This is a genomic window from Methylocella tundrae (genome assembly GCF_901905185.1).
Taxonomy (GTDB): domain Bacteria; phylum Pseudomonadota; class Alphaproteobacteria; order Rhizobiales; family Beijerinckiaceae; genus Methylocapsa; species Methylocapsa tundrae.
Window position 1 is genome coordinate 18,336 of the sequence record NZ_CABFMQ020000091.1, and the last position, 16,045, is coordinate 34,380.

A 16,045-nucleotide genomic window follows, 5' to 3' on the forward strand; every position below is an offset into this window, starting at 1 on the left:
GGGCATGGAGGAGTTCGAGCGCGAGTTAATCCGCGCCCAAACTGGCGGAAGGCGCCTTACCAAGGCACGGGCGTGGGAATGGAGCGCAAGCCGATGCTCATGCTCACGGCGCACCAGCAGCCCGCGGCCATCAAATGCCGTGGCAGAGGCGAACTGGTGCGGGAGATTGCCCGCACCTACAATATCTCGCATTGCACAATTCCGAGGCTTAAGGGCTCAAGGTGAGCTCCACCGATCCTCCATTTTCAACATTCTCCGGGAAATCTCCCGGCGGCGCTAACCTTCATCATCATCATCATCATCCTCGTTCTCGTCCTCGTCGCCGCCACGCCAGCGCTGCCGGTAGCGCCAGTCTTCGTTATTGCCTCCCCAGTATTGAGCCTGTTCGATCCCTTCGCTTGGCGACAAAAGGGGAGGGGATTTCGGAATTACCAGCATCATCGCCTCGGCCGCTTTCGTCGTCATGCCGATCGCCGCCACACCGGCAGCGAAGCCAAGGGTGGATAGAAAAAACGTGCGCCTGTCCATGATATATTCCATCGTTGCACCCCAGCCATCATTCATAATGATACCGGCGTGATGAACCCACAATTAACGGTAGCTCGACGACACACTCACGTTCTCACGTTCGCGCGGCGACCAGATCGATGATTTGCCCGAAGAACTGGGCAAGCCGGTCAAAGCCTCCGCCGCACTGCACACGATTTCAATAGGGGCCGCCAGTCGCCAGGAATGGTTCATCCGGGTGTTTCGATACAAGCCTTTTCTGCTTCGATCGCTGCGGGCGTCTTCTCGACGTGGCCTGCCGGACGGCCGCGCTCCACCGCGTCGGTGGAGCGGGCACGAAGATAAACGTAAATGTCGTCCAAATAGCACATGACGTTTTTGTTATCGCCAAACGCCGGCATTACGTTTTCCTGGCTGCTGGTGACATTCTGTCTGCCGCCGACGACAACTCCGACAAATTCCGCATAATTCAGCGTCTTTACCGAATTTTTCAAAGCCGGCGCGTAACTTGAGCCTTCGCCGTCGGGGCCATGGCAAACGTGGCACTCGGAGTGATAGCGGCGGAACCCGGAATAGGTGAACCAATCGACGTTTTTGTCCGGCTCGATCTTGTAGGTCGGATCTCCCTTCGCGTCGAACCATTTGCCGAGGTCATTCTGTTTGACCGCCGTCGGATCCCCGGGCGCTTCGGCCATAGCGAAGCCTGCAGAGGAAGCAAGTACAGCGAAGACAAAGAGCCCGGACGCAGAGCTGAATTTCATGAAACAATCCTTGATTAGACTACGCCGGCACCGGACGGGACGCGGTTGAATAAGGCGTTGAGACGATTGATAAAAGCGATTCTTTGTCGCCAAATGAAGGAGCGCCTTGATGCAGAATGGGTTCTCGAACGCCTTATCCGCAGCGGCATCCAAGCATATCGCGCCGACGGCGCCAAGGCGCTCCAGTGAAAACCAGAGAACAGTCGGGTGGGGCGATTTCGGTCGTCCGGGAAATGCTCGATCGCTCGGTTTGGCGAATGTGAAACCAACTTCAGGATATTGAGCGCGAAACCGGCGAGCGAGAAGTCGTTGCCGGGCGCATTGTCGAGACGATTTGTGTAGCCGTCCTCTTCGAGCGTGACGTCCTTACCCCGGTGCGTGATCTCGACGCTCCACTGATCGAATAGGCGCCGCGAAAACAAACGCTTTGAGAAGCCGGAGCTGCGCTGATCGCTTTTTGCACAGTGTCAATAAATTCGACGCTCGGCTGGATTACAATGATCCATGTAACTTAAATTACGCCAGGAATGTGTGATCTCTGTGTTTATGCAAGTCTTTGATATCACGCAACCTTCAAATCAATTTCTTGACGGGGAGAGCGTGGCGCCCTACTTGCGAAAGGATCCCGCCACATCGAGCCGACTGAGGAGCTCGATCGATAAGGCGCCGCAGCTTAAGGTCGCTGGCTGAAGCTCAGTCCGCGTTCAATGTGAGCACCAAGGAGGAGACATATGGCATTAAGCACCGCGACGAAAGCAGCGTCGGACGCACTCGGAGCCAACCGGGCGCCGACAAGTGTAAGTCCCCAGGAAGTGCATAGGTGGCTGCAGAGCTTCAACTGGGATTTCGCTCAAAACCGGACGAAATATCCCACCAAATATCATATGGCGAACGACACAAAGGAGCAGTTCAAGCTCATCGCCAAAGAATATGCGCGAATGGAGTCGGTCAAGGACGAGCGTCAGTTCGGCACCTTGCTCGACGGCCTGACGCGCCTCGAAGCCGGCAGCCGGGTGCATCCGCGCTGGGGTGAGACGATGAAAGTCGCGTCGAATTTCCTCGAAGTTGGCGAATACAACGCTATAGCGGCGTCCGCGATGTTGTGGGATTCGGCAAGCGCGGCCGAGCAAAAGAATGGTTACCTCGCACAGGTCCTTGATGAGATCCGTCATACCCATCAATGCGGGTTCGTGAACTATTATTTCTCCAAACACTACCATGACCCCGCAGGCCATAATGACGCGCGCCGCACCCGCGCAATCGGACCGCTTTGGAAGGGAATGAAGCGGGTCTTCGCTGACGGCTTCATCTCCGGCGATGCGGTCGAATGTTCGGTCAATCTCCAACTGGTCGGGGAAGCTTGCTTCACTAACCCGTTGATCGTCGCCATCACTGAGTGGGCGTCAGCGAACGGCGATGAAATCACGCCAACCGTATTTCTGTCGATCGAAACCGACGAACTTCGTCATATGGCGAATGGCTACCAGACAGTCGTTTCGATCGCCAACGATCCGGCCGCGCAGAAATATCTGAACACCGATCTCAACAATGCATTCTGGACCCAGCAGAAGTACTTCACGCCCGTGCTGGGCATGCTCTTCGAATATGGGTCGAAGTTCAAGGTCGAGCCCTGGGTCAAGACCTGGAATCGCTGGGTCTATGAGGACTGGGGCGGCATCTGGATCGGCCGTCTCGCAAAGTACGGCGTCAACTCACCGCCGAGCCTGCGCGACGCCAAAAAGGACGCCTATTGGGCGCATCACGATCTCTTCCTTTTGGCCTACGCCTTGTGGCCGACCGGCTTCTTCCGGCTCTCGCTGCCGGATGAAGAAGACATGGAATGGTTCGAGGCGAACTATCCTGGCTGGGACGCTCACTACGGCAAGATTTTGCGTGAGTGGAAGGCGCTCGGCTGCGAGGATCCCAAGAGCGGATTCGTTCCGATCCAATGGCTCATTCAAAACGGCCACCAGGTCTATGTCGATCGCGTGTCGCAAGTGCCGTTCTGCCCAACCCTCGCAAAGTGTTCGGGATCGCTCAGGGTGCACGAGTTCAACGGTCAGAAGCACTCCTTCAGCGATGATTGGGGCGAGCGCATGTGGTTGGCGGAGCCCGAGCGCTATGAATGCCAGAGCGTCTTCGAACAATACAGCGGCCGCGAGCTATCGGATGTGGTCCTTGAAGGACACGGCGTTCGCGCCGACGGCAAGACGTTGATTGGTCAGCCTCACGTTCGTGGCGACAATTTGTGGACCGTCGAGGATCTGAAGCGCGCCAATTGCGTGTTCGCCGATCCCCTCGCTGGGCTCTAACAAAATTCTCGTCGGATCGGCCGCCAGCCGATCCGACGATTTCAGCCAATGTCCAAGAACATGGCCGCTCTCAGGCCATGGAACAACACCAATGGAGGAAACCATCGATGGCTATCGCCTCGACGATCAAGCGCGGGCTAACGGATCCTGGTAAGGCCGCACAAATTCTAGCAGCAATTCCGGATCACGAACTCGATTCGCAGCGCCGGATGAATTATTTCGTGACGCCGCGCTGGAAGCGGCTCAGCGAATACGAGATCTTGACGCTTTACACACAACCGAATCCGGACTGGATCGCCGGCGGCCTCGATTGGGGCGATTGGACGCAAAAATTTCATGGCGGCCGGCCTTCTTGGGGCAACGAAAGCACCGAGCTTCGGACGACCGATTGGTATCGCCACCGCGATCCCGCTCGGCGCTGGCATGCGCCTTATGTCAAAGACAAGTCCGAAGAATGGCGCTACACGACGCGTTTCCTCGAGGGCTATTCGGCCGAAGGCGCCGTGCGTTCCATCGATCCGAAATGGCGTGACGGAATCCTGGATCAATATTGGGGCGCCTTGCTGTTCAGCGAATATGGGATGTTCAACGCGCATTCGTCTGTGTCACGAGATACGCTTTCCGACACGATCCGTTCCACAGCGACTTTCGCCGCTCTCGACAAGGTCGATAGCGCGCAGATGATTCAGCTGGAGCGCAACTTCCTGTCGAAGATCGTTCCTGGATTCCCGGAATCGACCGAAGGCCCGAAGAAAATCTGGCTCACCGATCCGATCTATCGGGGCGCCCGCGAGACGGTTGAGGAGTTCTGGCAGGGCATCCAGGACTTCAACGAGATTCTCTGGGCCGTGCATGGCGTCTACGATCCGCTATTCGGTCAGTTCGCGAGGCGCGAATTCTTCGGTCGGCTCGCAGCTCATTATGGCGACGGCCTCACGCCGTTCTTCCTCAATCAGACGCAGACCTATTTCCAGACAACCAAAGCCGCGATGAGCGATCTATTCTTCTACTCCCTAGGAGACGATCCCGAATTCGGCGACCACAACAGGACATGGTACCGCGCATGGACCAACAAGTGGCTGCAGAAAACCGCCGAAGCTCTACATGACTTCCTCGGAATTTATGCGAAGGTCGACAAAGTCACAGGCGTTAGCGACGCACCCGCCATCAAAGCGGCGGTCGCGCGGGTCGTCAATGATTGGGTGGAGGATTACGCGAAGAAAATCGACTTTAAGGTCGACGCCGATAAGCTCATCGCCAGCATCACTCGCGACGTTAAGTGAAGGGGGGAATAAAGTGACAGCAAAGAACGCATATAATGCCGGCATTATGAAGAAATCCGGCGAGGCTTTTGCGGCGGAATTCTTCGCCGAGGAAAACCAGGTCGTGCACGAATCCAACACGGTCGTTCTCGTGCTCATGAAAAGCGACGAGATCGATGCGATCGTGGAAGACATCATTCTCGGCGAAGAGACTAAGCGCAATCCGACCTTGGTCGTTGAAGACCGTGGCGGCTTCTGGTGGATCAAGGCCGACGGCAAGATCCAGATCGACACGGAGAAGGCCAGCGAACTGCTCGGCAAGACGTACAGCATCTACGATTTTCTCGTGAACGTGTCGTCGACCATCGGGCGCGCCTACACACTTGGAAACACCTTCACGATCACATCCGAATTGATGGGTCTTGATCGCAAGCTCACCGACGTTTGACCGATGGAAAGGGAGGAAACAAAAAATGCCAAACTACAAAATTCATGAAAACCCTGTGCGGTCGGAGTGGCTGGAAAAAATCGCAACGCTCAACTCCGTGAAGGACGCCACGGCGTTCATTCAGGATTTCCGGACCAAAAATACAGGACCGTTTCGCACGAGCTACGCGCTCAACGTCGATTACCTCTTCATCGAGGCGAAAATCGAGGAGCGGCTTGCCGTTCTGAAGGCCTCGACTCTGTCTGCGGCGGACCTCGTCGCGAAGGCGACGACTGGCGAGGAGGCTCAGGCTGTCGCCGACGCCTGGATTGCGAAAATCGATGCGGAGAAGGACAAGTTCGCCGCCGAAAAGATCCTGATCACCTTCCGCCAGCTCTACAAGCCGCCCGTGCTGCCGGTGAATGTGTTTTTCAAGGTCGACGCTTACCTTGGCAGCCGCCTGATGGAATTACGCAATACCGACTATTACGCCGACTCCCTCGAGGAGTTGCGTAAAAAGCGCGGCGTAAAGGTGCTGAGCCTCGGCGACGCGGCGTGACAATGTCATGAGTTTCCGGGCGTCGACAACTTGTCTCGTCGTCGCCCGGACTAGATCGAGGAGCGCGTTTCGTGATGGCTGCGATATTGGACTTTGATCATAAAGAAGAAGATGCGTTGAACCCATCGTTGGTTGATCGGGTCCCGTTCGCAGGACTAGGAACACGCATTGAGATCTTCAAGGAAGGCCGATATCGGGCGTTTGTCCAGGATCTCGAATGCGTGTGGCGGTGGGAGATCCACAGGGACGATGAATTCGTCCAAGAGGGATGTTCTCTCAGCGAGTCTTCTTCTCGGGAAGCGGTCGGCCACGTCATTTCGTTTTATCAGCGTCGCGATCTCGGTCAGGCCGCTAAGGAAGGCGCGCAGAATTAAGCTGCGCGAAAGGGAAACGAGCGCTCCGGATCGCGTAGGTTTAGCACTGTTAGACTGAGCATCTAAACCTGGATTGAGCATTCGGTTGACCTTGGGCGCGCTCTATTTGCGCACGGGGCCGAGGTCCGGACCGCCTGGGGCGGAACAGCGCTGAAACTTCGCTCATGAAACTGATCGCAAATCGCGATCCTCCATTCGAGGATTTGGGGACGGAATTATGTATAAGGTGCGCGCGATAACAGAAGATCATCAGGACGTAACGTTCGAATGTTCGCCGAATGAAGACGTCATATCGGCAGGTCTGAAGAGGGACGTCATCCTGCTTTCCTCCTGCCGCGAAGGCGGTTGCGCCACGTGCAAAGCCGACGTCCTTGAAGGCGATTACGAGCTAGGCCGCTGCAGCGTGCAGGCTCTGCCGCCGGATGAAGAAGAAGCGGGCGTCGTTCTCCTGTGCCGAACCTTCCCCAGAAGCGATCTCGTTCTTCAGTTGCCTTATGCGTTCGACAGAATCTCTTTCCAAAAGGTCAATACGGATTGGCGGGGCGAGATCGTCGCCGTTGAAAAAATTTCCTCGAACGTGGCGAAGCTGCGGATTCAGCCGAAAGACCCGGAAACTGGCGCGCGCATCAAGATCCCCTTCGTTCCGGGCCAATATCTTGATATCGAAATTCCGGGCTCAGGCGTCAGCAGATCTTATTCCATGGCGACGACCAGCGACGAAGCTCATCTTGATTTTCTGATCCGGCTTTTGCCCGACGGCCAGTTTTCACATTTCCTGTCGACAGTGGCCAAGCCGGGACTCACGGTCAAGCTTCGCGGTCCTTTCGGCGCGTTCAACCTTCGCGAGAACGGTTTCAGGCCCCGCTATTTCGTCGCTGGCGGAACGGGCCTGTCGCCTGTCCTTTCGATGATCCGGCACATGCAGCAGGAGCAGCACCCGCAGGAGACGAAGCTCTTCTTTGGCGTCACGCATCAGCATGAACTGTTCTATATCGACGAGCTGAAAAAACTCGAGGCGTCGATGCCGAACTTCAGCGCGCACGTCGCCGTCATGCAGCCTGAGCCGGATTGGCAGGGGAGCACGGGCACCGTCGTCGATGATTTATTGAGACATCTGAAAGGATCGAAAGCCCCACCGGACATCTATATGTGCGGGCCGCCGGGCATGATTGACGCAACCTTCGCAGCCGCGGCAAATCATGGCGTGCCAAAAGATCACGTTTATGTGGAAAAGTTCCTTGCAACTGGGCAAAGTCAGGCCGCAGAGTAGGGAGATTCTACGAGGCTCTTCGCTTCCCAAGGTGGCGCTTCAACTATGTACTCCGTGGTCCAGATGCCGAATCACCTAAAGCCGCAGGACCATGCAGCGCCTGAACAGGACGCGGGACTGTTCGGCGTCGATCGGCCGGGAGTGGCATGGGATTGGATGATGCAGACCGGTCAGCCGCCCGAAGGCGACGACTGGGTGCGTCCGCAAGTATCGGAAGCATGGTACCGATGCATCGAAGAGTATCGGCTCTCGCCGCGAACCAGTCTTCTGCGTCCGCATGCGATCATGGATTTCGAGAACGGCGGGCGCACCGCGCCGGCGACCAATCTCGACGTCAGGACGGCGCTGGCGACCATGGCGTTCAACCTGCAGCCGGTGCTGCGGGACACGAGCGTCAGTCTCCTTTTGGCCGATAGCGCCGGCACGCTCATTCACGCCCTCGACGCCGGCTCCAACCTCGGTCCCATGGGCCGTCGCCTGGTGCGGCTCGGCGAGAGCTGGAACGAACGCATCATCGGCAACAACGGGTTGGGGACGGCCGCTGTCTTGCGCGAGCCCGTCGCCTTCGATGGGAAGGAGCACTTCTCATCGGTGCTGCATCCTTTCGCGACCGTCGGCCATCCGCTTTTCGCGCATGACGGCGGACTGGTCGCCCTGCTTGGACTCATCACGGACCAGCGTTCGTCGGCCCAAACGCTTCTCGGTTTCGTGCGCATCGCCGGCTATCTGATCGAGACGAATTTGTTCGAGTGCCAGGCGCCTGGCGCTTACATGCTGCGGATGCGCCTGAACAACATCAGCGCCGGCTTGACCGGGCAAGATTGTTTGCTGGACGGCCTCATCTCGCTCGATGAACAGGGCAGGATCGTCGGCGCGACTCGGACAGGGCTCAACCTCCTCCGCGCCGAGCGGCATTCGGATATCCTCTCTGAAAACGTGGAGGCCGTCCTCGGGGTCACGATCGAAGATTTGCGGGCCTGCGCCAGCCGCGGCGAACCGATCGAACTTGAGATACCGGAAGGCTGGCGCCTCAAGGCGGAATTCATCGTCAGGCGTCGTCCCGAGAAGGACGTGGTTCAACCCAGCCGGAGCTTCGCGACAAAGGGGGCGCACCGCGCCGCGACGGTTTCCACTCCCGGCCACAGCAGCAAAGCCGCGAACGCGGAGCCATGGCGCGACGCCATCCTCGAGGCCGCGCTGCAGAAGGCGGTCAATCTTCAAAAGCAGAAGATACCGATGCTGATCACCGGCGAATCCGGCGTCGGCAAAGATCATCTGGTGCGCAGAATTCACGCGGAGGGCGTGCGCAAGGGCCGGCCTCTGGTGCTCGTCAACTGCGCGGCCATCCCGCGAGAGCTAGTTTCCAGCGAGCTTTTTGGCTATGTGCCGGGGAGTTTCACGGGCGCCCGCACGGGCAAGACCGGCAAATTCGTCGAGGCGAATACCGGCGTTCTGTTTCTCAATGAAATCGGCGAGATGGCTCTCGATCTCCAGACCGCGCTTCTCTGTGCGCTGGATAGTTCGGAGATCGTCCCCGTCGGCGGCTCAAAACCAGTCACAGTCGACGTTCAGGTCATCGCGGCGACCAACAGCGATCTTCCCGATTGCGTGAGAAAAGGCGCGTTTCGCCGCGATCTCTACTACCGGCTGAACGGCGCCCAATTTTGGCTGCCCCCTCTGCGGGAACGTCCTGATAAACTCGGCCTGATCGAGCATTTGTGGGAGCAGGAGGTGAAGGCCCAGCACGTCAATGAACACAAGGCTTTGAGCGCCGAGGTGTGGGACATTTTCGAGCGTCATCCTTGGCCGGGCAATGTACGCGAATTACGCAATGTCTTGCGTTCGTGTTTGGCCATGACTTCGGGTCCGCAGACTCTCGTTTCCGACCTGCCGAATGATTTTCTAAGGGAAATGAGCGATTCCGCTCAAGCCGAGGAGGAGGGTGAAGCAGGGCTGTCGTCATACGCCAAATGGCGCCCCTCGCCTGAGAGCAAGGCGCTCGCCGATTGGGAGGCGGACGCTATCCGCTCGGCGCTTGCCAAAACGGCCGGCAACGTTTCCGAATCAGCGCGCCAGCTCGGGATAACGCGCGCAACGCTCTACCATAAAATGGCTCGCCTTGGCCTGCGAAAATGAGAGCGCCGTCGAAGCCATAGCGAGGAAAGAGAAATGGACGACGAAATCGAACAGTTTCTCGCCGAAATGGCCAAAGGCGCCGACGCCACGACGCACGAACTGGAAATCGAGGAAGCGACGCTGCGCGCCCTTGTCGGCGACCAGCGCGCCGAGGAACTGGAGCTGCTCTGGACAAGGCAGCTCGACCCCGCCGACGAAGAAGACATCAAGCGCTACATGGATTGGGACGACAAAAAATTGATCTGGATCTGGCATCGTCTCGAGCGCTCGCGCGAACGGCGAGCAGCGGCTGGGCGCGCCTATATGATACGAAGCCAGGACAAGATGGCGACGGCCTCGCCGACTTCGAAACGAGCGGGTCCGCCGCGCAAGCCCTCTTGAGCCAAAGCCAGCGTCGCTGAAGAGGCGCCTCCGTCATTGGCTATCAAAGCCTGGCCTGTTCGGGCGCCTGGATTGTGTGACGAATTGCACGCCTGTAATCGACACGCGCAATAAGCAAGAACATAAGCGACTGAACAGGACGCGATCGGCGTCTCAAGGGAGGAAACAATGGCAAAAGATATTCGCTATGGCGACACGGGGCGCCGCAAGATGCTGGAGGGCGCAAATCTTCTGGCCGATGCGGTGCAAGTCACGCTCGGACCGCGCGGCCGCAACGTCATCATCGAGCATCGCACCTCGGGGATCCTGCCGATCGTGACAAAGGACGGCGTTACGGTGGCGCGATCGATCGCGGTGGATGACCGTTTCGAAAGCGCCGGCGTCAACATGTTCAAGGAAATGGCCGGAAAGGTTTCGAAGCAGTGCGGCGACGGAACCACGACGACCATCGTACTCGCGCGCTACATCGCTCGACAGGTGTTGAGGGCGATGGGTTCCGGGCTCGATCCGAACGGCCTGCGGACCGGAATGGAGCTTGCTATGCAGGCCGCAATCCAGGACATGGAACGACGGGCAAAGAGCTGCGCCGATGAGCGTTCGATCGTTGCGATCGGCGCGACCGCGTCGAACGGCGACGTGTCCGTGGGCAAACTTTTGGCCTCCGCCTTCGAAAAAGTCGGCCCAAATGGCGTCGTCAACGTCAGCCTCGGCAATGGAATGGAAGACGACATCGAGTTTCAGGAAGGCGCGCATTGGGAGCAAAGCTGGCTTTCGCCCTATTTCATCACAGACAAGACGCGCAGGATCGCGGAACTGACGGATCCTTATGTGCTGCTTTACGACCGCCCGATCAAACATTTCGAGGAGTTGATCCCGATTTTGGACCAGGTGCGGCAGGCTGAAGGATCGCTTTTGATCGTCGCCGAAGACGTCGAGGACGCGGCGCTCACAGGGATTTTGCTTAACCATGTCCGTTGCGTCTTGAAGGCGATCGCGGTGAAGCCTCCCGCCCAGGGCGATCGTCGCAAGGAGACCCTCGCGGATCTCGCCTGCCTCCTGGGTGGCCGCGCGATATTAGAAGACAATGGCGACGATCTGAGCCACGTGAAGCTCACCGATCTCGGGCGGGCGCGGCGCGTTCAAGTCGGCGAGAGTTCCACCACCGTGTTCGGCGGCGCTGGCGACTCCAGCGTGGTTGCCGAGAGACTGCATGGGTTGCGGCTCGATACGGATCGTCTACGGAGCAGCGACAAGGGCTCTCCGACGGGTAAGCTTCACGATCTCGACGAACTCCAGGAACGGATCGCCAATCTGTCCAACGTCACCGCGACGATCAATGTGGGCGGCGGCAGCGAGGCGGAAATGAAGGAGCGCCTGCAGCGCGTCGAGAACGCCCGAAATTCCGTGTCCGCCGCGCTTGCCGAGGGCGGCCTGCCGGGCGGCGGCGTCGGGCTTCTGCGCTGCCGGAAAGCGCTGCGCGGACTTTCGTCGACGGATATCGCGGTCAGGCATGGCATTCAAATCATTGCGGATGCAGTGGGCGAGCCTTTGCGTTTGATTGCTCATAATGCAGGAGAGGATGCTTATGCCGTGACGTCGCGGACCCTGGCGTCGGACGACGAACATTGGGGCCTTGACGCGAGGACAGGGCAGTTCGGCAATCTCTTCGAAGCTGGCGTGATTGATCCGTTGAGGATGACGCGTCTTGCCTTGCAGCACGCGACCCTAACGGCGAGCACGCTCATGACTACCGAGTGCGTCGTCGCTAACGTGCCTCCCGACGATCCGACCTTCGGTTATACCGGGGAATGGGCGGCGGCGACTCGAGAAGATCCGCGCTTGTGAATTTTCACGCAGGGCCCGCGAGAAGACGCTGCTGCGCGGGCTCCCGGCGACACTGGCCGGACGCCGCCTCTTCGAACTTCGGCGCCGTTGAACGCGCGGCTGAGCGCCAAAGAGCACTGCCCGGACAGCTTTGCTACGCGCAGCGCTATACGCGCGCGGAACGATAGAGCCAGACCGGAATAATGCAAAGCGCTTGGGCCAGATCGGCGAGAGTTGGGCCAGTATCAAGAGGTCCCACTCCTCCGCGCTGACGCAGCGCGGGCGATTGATTGCAATAGCCACATCGTCAACGCCGGATAGCATGCATGAAAAATGATGCGCTCTCGCGGCTCGCTCGCCAAGCGTGCGGCCCACGCGGCCGTCAGTGCGGCTTGACGCTCATTCTGTCAGCTCGCTGTTGTAATAGCTACTAGCGTCCTGTGCGAGCGCGACGCGTAAAAAGTCGGCGGTCAACCATTGATTCGGCGCGCAAGCGGCGACACGGCTCCGCCATCCGCCAATCACTGTTCAGATGACACACATATGCATGCAAAATGTCAAAGCCGTCGTAGCCTCGGCGCTTTTTCGCGGCGCCGCGCAGAGCGCCGCAGCGCCGCGACGCCACTTAATACGCCATTGTTTTAACGAGCGTTTTATAGACAATAAATGCGTTAGCCTGTTCGCGGCGCGCACCGTCCACCGCGTGGCACATGTCCTGCAATATCCAATTCAATGTTGGCGGGGAAGCGCGGTCTCACGCGAGATCCCAAAATCCAATTGCGAATGGGAGGCACTTTGATGAGCAAGACAAGGATATGTCTTTTTGTTGGCGCTGTGGTCATCACAGGCTGCATTTACAGCAACGCAAAAGCCGAGGATCCTGCGCACACATTTATCGACCGCTTCGCAGGCAAGCCGTTTACAACCGACAGGCGCGGCCCGTCGTCGACGAGGATTGAAACCAATCCGGCGCAAGGCTACATTGATAGAGTATCGGGCGCTACGCAATTGGTTGCTGAACGCGTTGGGCCGGGCACGACGTCGATCACAACCGATACGACGCAGGAGTTTATTGAGCGAGTGTCTGGAACGCATCCTTTCGCTGTCCAACCCTCGGGGACAACTCCGCCCGACGCCGCGGCGGCGCATTGAGCCGTTTGCGACTGCGCGTTGCGCCAAATCGTAATGCCTGAAGCCAATAATAAAGAAAATGCAGGGATGTGCGTCATGGACCGCTCGAGGAGCGATTTTCCTGTTGGGGCTTCCGCCCCTTCAAAATTTGCGAGCAGCTTCCTGAAGAGACATGGTCTGCGAGCGACGCGGCAACGCCGCGGCCTCGCGAAACTCCTCTTCCAGAAGGGCGATCGGCATGTCACGGCCGAGACTCTGGCTTTGGAGGCGCAGGCCGCCAACACGCGGGCATCGCTGGCGACTGTATACAACGTCTTAAACTTGTTTACCGAAGTCGGGCTGGTCCGCTGTCTGGCGATTGAGGGCGACAGAATGATTTTTGACACCAACACCACCGACCACTCCCACTATTTTTTCGAGGATACGAAAGAGGTGCGCGACGTTGGATCGGGTGACGTAAATCTCGCTGAGCGCATCGAAGCTCCCGCGGGCTACGAGATTTCGAGAGTTGATTTTGTTGTGACATTGCGTCCGAAGGCGGCGGAGGCGTCCGTGGCGAAAGCCTGTGACGCCGCCGCGGCGCCGTCAGCGTCCGCTCGCGATAAAACCGAAAATATCCATGCGACTGCGAGCGGACTGGAAAGCAACCGCTGATTGTTGAACGCGCGATTCCTCTTCCTCCCCCCACCTTACACCCCGCGGGGCAACCTCCCCATTCCCCCTCCCCGCGGGGTGCTTTTTCTTCCCCCGCTCAGTCAGGCTTGTGTGCGGCTCGTTTTGTCAAAAGATTCCACAATGGTATTGCGGAACCTCTCTTACCTATTAAGGCCCGTCAGCATGCTCTCGACAAGGAGAAGAGAGCGGCCAAACACCAGGACCGCTATTTACTCGAGTATGGCCTTTCCTTCAGTACAGTGGCAATCCATCCCGGCGCGCATATCGGCGCGATGCGGATGCGCAAGCCGGGCTCCGTTCTCGTCGGGCGAGGTGAGGTTTTGTGGCGGGAGAACGAAAAGACAGCGCGCGATCCGGCGCAGTTTCTGGAGGCGCTGACGCAACAACGCGAGCTTTTCGACCCGCGATATCGAGCGCTTTCTCACCAGGCGCATTGACGGCGACAAAGAGAGGCCGGCGGTCAAACGCGCGGCGACGGAGCATCCGGACGCGGTCGCGCTTTACGACCGCGAGAGTCTGGCGCGCGCGGGAAGATGGACGGCGCTCGCCGCGCGGGGCCTGCACGCCGATTGGCGCCAAGCCTTCGATCATCGATCAACGCGGGGGCTCTTAAAATCTTTGAGAACCGGGCGGTGTGACGCATCAATCTGGACGGGCTCCGGCCGTCACGGCGGAGCTTCTGTCCGCGCGCTGAAAGGCGGTCGAACAGGACTGGGAAACTTGAACTATGTCGTATGGACCGGGACAGTCTCGAGGCGCGCGATAAGATCGAGGCGCGCATGAACGATGTCGCCGGCGAGATCGGCAAGGACGCGCAGATGGACCCCGTGTTGCGGGCGAGGGCGCGGGAATTTGGCGTCGACGAGCGGTCGTCTCTCGAGAAGGCGCTGAATCTCGAAGAGCGACCGCGCGGCCGCGGCCCTCGCCTGGGATGTCGATGTGAGAAGGATAAGGGAAGGATGACGGAGCAGGACGATCATACCGGAGACGCGGCGGAACTTGCGTTCGCCGAGTTGCGGGACGAGGTCGCTGCGGCGCGGCGCGCGGTGGGGAGTCTGCCGGCGGTGATCCAAAGCCTGATGATCGAAGGCCTGGAAGCGCCGGACTACGGGCCGTCCTTCGCGGCGCTCGCCAAGGACCTGGCGGCGGTCGAGAAACGGCTCGCCGGCATCGAAGCGCATCCCGCGATCAAATCGACGCCAGAGCAGCACGCCCGCGCCATCGTCGTCGCCGGCGCGCACAGCATGGAGGCGGCATTTCTGGCGTTTCATGATCGCGCCGTCGCGCTCGGCGAGGAGAAGGCCCGCGCGGCGGCGCTCATGCAGAAAAAGCGGGGCCTCCGGCAATTGTGGTTCGCGGCGGCCGGCGTCGCGGCCGGATTCGTGCTGTTTCCGCTACTGGCGGCGTTCGCGCCCGGCGGCAGCCATCTGGCGGCCTTGGCGGCGGGACACGCGGACCGGTGGGAGGCCGGGGGCGCCTTGATGCAGGCGGCCAGCCCCGCGGTCTGGAGCGATCTGTCTGTAAGCTGGACTTTGGCGCAGGCCAACGCCGACGAACTCAAAGCGTGCCGGGACTTGGCGGCCGCCGCCGGGAAGGCGCAGCCATGCGTCGTCACCGTAGCGGCGCCGTGATGGCGAAAGACGTCGTCGAGCTGAAGCGCTGGTTGTGTCGCAAATTTTGTCTATGGACGAAGACGGGCGTACAAGAATGACGAGGTTTACGCCGCGGTCGCGGTTCTTCGAGAACACCGTAGCGTCCCACACCGCATCGTCGACCGAAACGCCGACGAACCAGCGAAACAGAAGATCGGTGTCGAGCCGCTCCATCAACTGCCGCTCGGAGCGCACCGAATAGAAGGCTTGCAGCAGCATGGCGCGCAACAGCCGCTCCGGCGCGATCGACGGCCGGCCGGTCTTCGAATAAAGCGCCGCGAAATCCGGCGCCAAGGCCGACAGCGCATCGTTCACAATCGCCCGGATCGCGCGCAGCGGATGATCCCGCCGCACCCTCGTCTCCAGATCGACATAGCTGAAAAGCCGCCCCGCCTGTTCGTCCGACCCGCGCATTCGTTCGCTCCCTTCGCAACGCGAGGGAATCATGAACGCGGCTTAAGCGAAAGGGTTTTTCAGCATCCTGTTAGGCCAAAACGTGATGAGGGTTGGTTAATATGTCTTGCTTTTTGTGCGCTGCACGCGCACATTATTGTGGTATGGCGACCTTGGTTGTCGCTGATGCCCTTCTTGGGTGTTTTTCTCCCTAGACTCGGGTCGCTTGTGGCAACGCAAGCGGCTTTTTTTTGGGTTGTGGTGCAAACTTTCGGAAATCAACTGCGCAACAGCCAGGAGCACGAACCGGCTCAAGCGGCAAGAACCGCATTCCACATTTCCGGCGCGGTTTTGTTTTTGATCCGGAGCTTGCCAAGTTTA

At 59.1% G+C, this 16,045-nt stretch carries 16 protein-coding genes and 1 pseudogene; 14 read left to right on the top strand and 3 right to left on the bottom strand.

From position 1 onward, the window contains the following. Positions 1 to 276: 276 nt before the first annotated feature. Positions 277 to 528 (bottom strand): hypothetical protein, encoded by a 252-nt coding sequence (locus MPC4_RS14270; protein ID WP_174513108.1) that lies wholly within the window; start codon positions 526 to 528, stop codon positions 277 to 279. Positions 529 to 737: 209 nt separating this feature from the next. Continuing rightward, the gene (locus MPC4_RS14275; RefSeq protein WP_244629023.1) at positions 738 to 1,202 is read right to left on the bottom strand and encodes a c-type cytochrome, methanol metabolism-related; all 465 of its coding nucleotides are present in this window, start codon (positions 1,200 to 1,202) and stop codon (positions 738 to 740) included. A gap of 797 nt (positions 1,203 to 1,999) precedes the next feature. Between MPC4_RS14275 and mmoX the strand changes: the two genes are divergently transcribed. From mmoX to MPC4_RS14340, 13 genes are all read left to right on the top strand, one after another. Then, positions 2,000 to 3,580 (top strand): aromatic/alkene monooxygenase hydroxylase subunit alpha, encoded by a 1,581-nt coding sequence (mmoX, locus tag MPC4_RS14280; RefSeq protein ID WP_174513110.1) that lies wholly within the window; start codon positions 2,000 to 2,002, stop codon positions 3,578 to 3,580. A gap of 107 nt (positions 3,581 to 3,687) precedes the next feature. Next, on the top strand, positions 3,688 to 4,863 hold the full coding sequence (gene mmoY, locus MPC4_RS14285) for an aromatic/alkene monooxygenase hydroxylase subunit beta (RefSeq protein WP_174513111.1): 1,176 nt from the start codon (positions 3,688 to 3,690) through the stop codon (positions 4,861 to 4,863). 13 nt (positions 4,864 to 4,876) lie between these two features. Next, positions 4,877 to 5,290 carry a methane monooxygenase regulator MmoB gene (gene mmoB / locus MPC4_RS14290; protein ID WP_210253656.1) on the top strand — a complete coding sequence of 138 codons (414 nt, stop codon included), beginning with the start codon at positions 4,877 to 4,879 and terminating at the stop codon, positions 5,288 to 5,290. A gap of 25 nt (positions 5,291 to 5,315) precedes the next feature. Then, a complete protein-coding gene (mmoZ, locus tag MPC4_RS14295) occupies positions 5,316 to 5,828 on the top strand; it encodes an aromatic/alkene monooxygenase hydroxylase subunit gamma (protein ID WP_174513112.1) in 513 nt (170 codons plus the stop codon). Between the two features lie 74 nt (positions 5,829 to 5,902). Continuing rightward, the gene (gene mmoD, locus MPC4_RS14300; RefSeq protein ID WP_174513113.1) at positions 5,903 to 6,202 is read left to right on the top strand and encodes a soluble methane monooxygenase-binding protein MmoD; all 300 of its coding nucleotides are present in this window, start codon (positions 5,903 to 5,905) and stop codon (positions 6,200 to 6,202) included. 217 nt (positions 6,203 to 6,419) lie between these two features. Continuing rightward, entirely contained in the window at positions 6,420 to 7,472 is a 1,053-nt protein-coding gene (gene mmoC, locus MPC4_RS14305) for an aromatic/alkene monooxygenase hydroxylase FAD-binding subunit MmoC (protein ID WP_174513114.1), read from the top strand. Positions 7,473 to 7,517: 45 nt separating this feature from the next. Next, positions 7,518 to 9,608, top strand: coding sequence for a sigma-54-dependent Fis family transcriptional regulator (locus MPC4_RS14310; protein WP_174513115.1), 2,091 nt, complete (start codon positions 7,518 to 7,520; stop codon positions 9,606 to 9,608). Positions 9,609 to 9,641: 33 nt separating this feature from the next. Beyond that, positions 9,642 to 9,989, top strand: a complete 348-nt coding sequence (locus tag MPC4_RS14315) for a hypothetical protein (protein WP_244629022.1) — start codon at positions 9,642 to 9,644, stop codon at positions 9,987 to 9,989. Positions 9,990 to 10,157: 168 nt separating this feature from the next. Next, positions 10,158 to 11,834 carry an Hsp60 family chaperonin gene (locus MPC4_RS14320; RefSeq protein WP_174513116.1) on the top strand — a complete coding sequence of 559 codons (1,677 nt, stop codon included), beginning with the start codon at positions 10,158 to 10,160 and terminating at the stop codon, positions 11,832 to 11,834. 777 nt (positions 11,835 to 12,611) lie between these two features. After that, a complete protein-coding gene (locus tag MPC4_RS14325; protein WP_174513117.1) occupies positions 12,612 to 12,965 on the top strand; it encodes a hypothetical protein in 354 nt (117 codons plus the stop codon). Positions 12,966 to 13,040: 75 nt separating this feature from the next. After that, positions 13,041 to 13,598, top strand: coding sequence for an iron response transcriptional regulator IrrA (gene irrA, locus MPC4_RS14330; protein ID WP_174513118.1), 558 nt, complete (start codon positions 13,041 to 13,043; stop codon positions 13,596 to 13,598). A 107-nt stretch (positions 13,599 to 13,705) separates the two neighbouring features. After that, the gene (locus MPC4_RS14335; protein ID WP_174513119.1) at positions 13,706 to 14,056 is read left to right on the top strand and encodes a hypothetical protein; all 351 of its coding nucleotides are present in this window, start codon (positions 13,706 to 13,708) and stop codon (positions 14,054 to 14,056) included. 342 nt (positions 14,057 to 14,398) lie between these two features. Further along, positions 14,399 to 15,250, top strand: coding sequence for a DUF6118 family protein (locus MPC4_RS14340; RefSeq protein ID WP_174513090.1), 852 nt, complete (start codon positions 14,399 to 14,401; stop codon positions 15,248 to 15,250). 93 nt (positions 15,251 to 15,343) lie between these two features. On the opposite strand, the pseudogene MPC4_RS14345 reads toward MPC4_RS14340, so the two are convergent. After that, positions 15,344 to 15,685: pseudogene (locus tag MPC4_RS14345) on the bottom strand (transposase); the annotation flags it as partial. Between the two features lie 156 nt (positions 15,686 to 15,841). Here MPC4_RS14345 and MPC4_RS20965 point away from each other — a divergent pair. Continuing rightward, on the top strand, positions 15,842 to 16,045 hold a 204-nt coding region (locus MPC4_RS20965; protein WP_210253657.1), incomplete at its 3' end, for a hypothetical protein.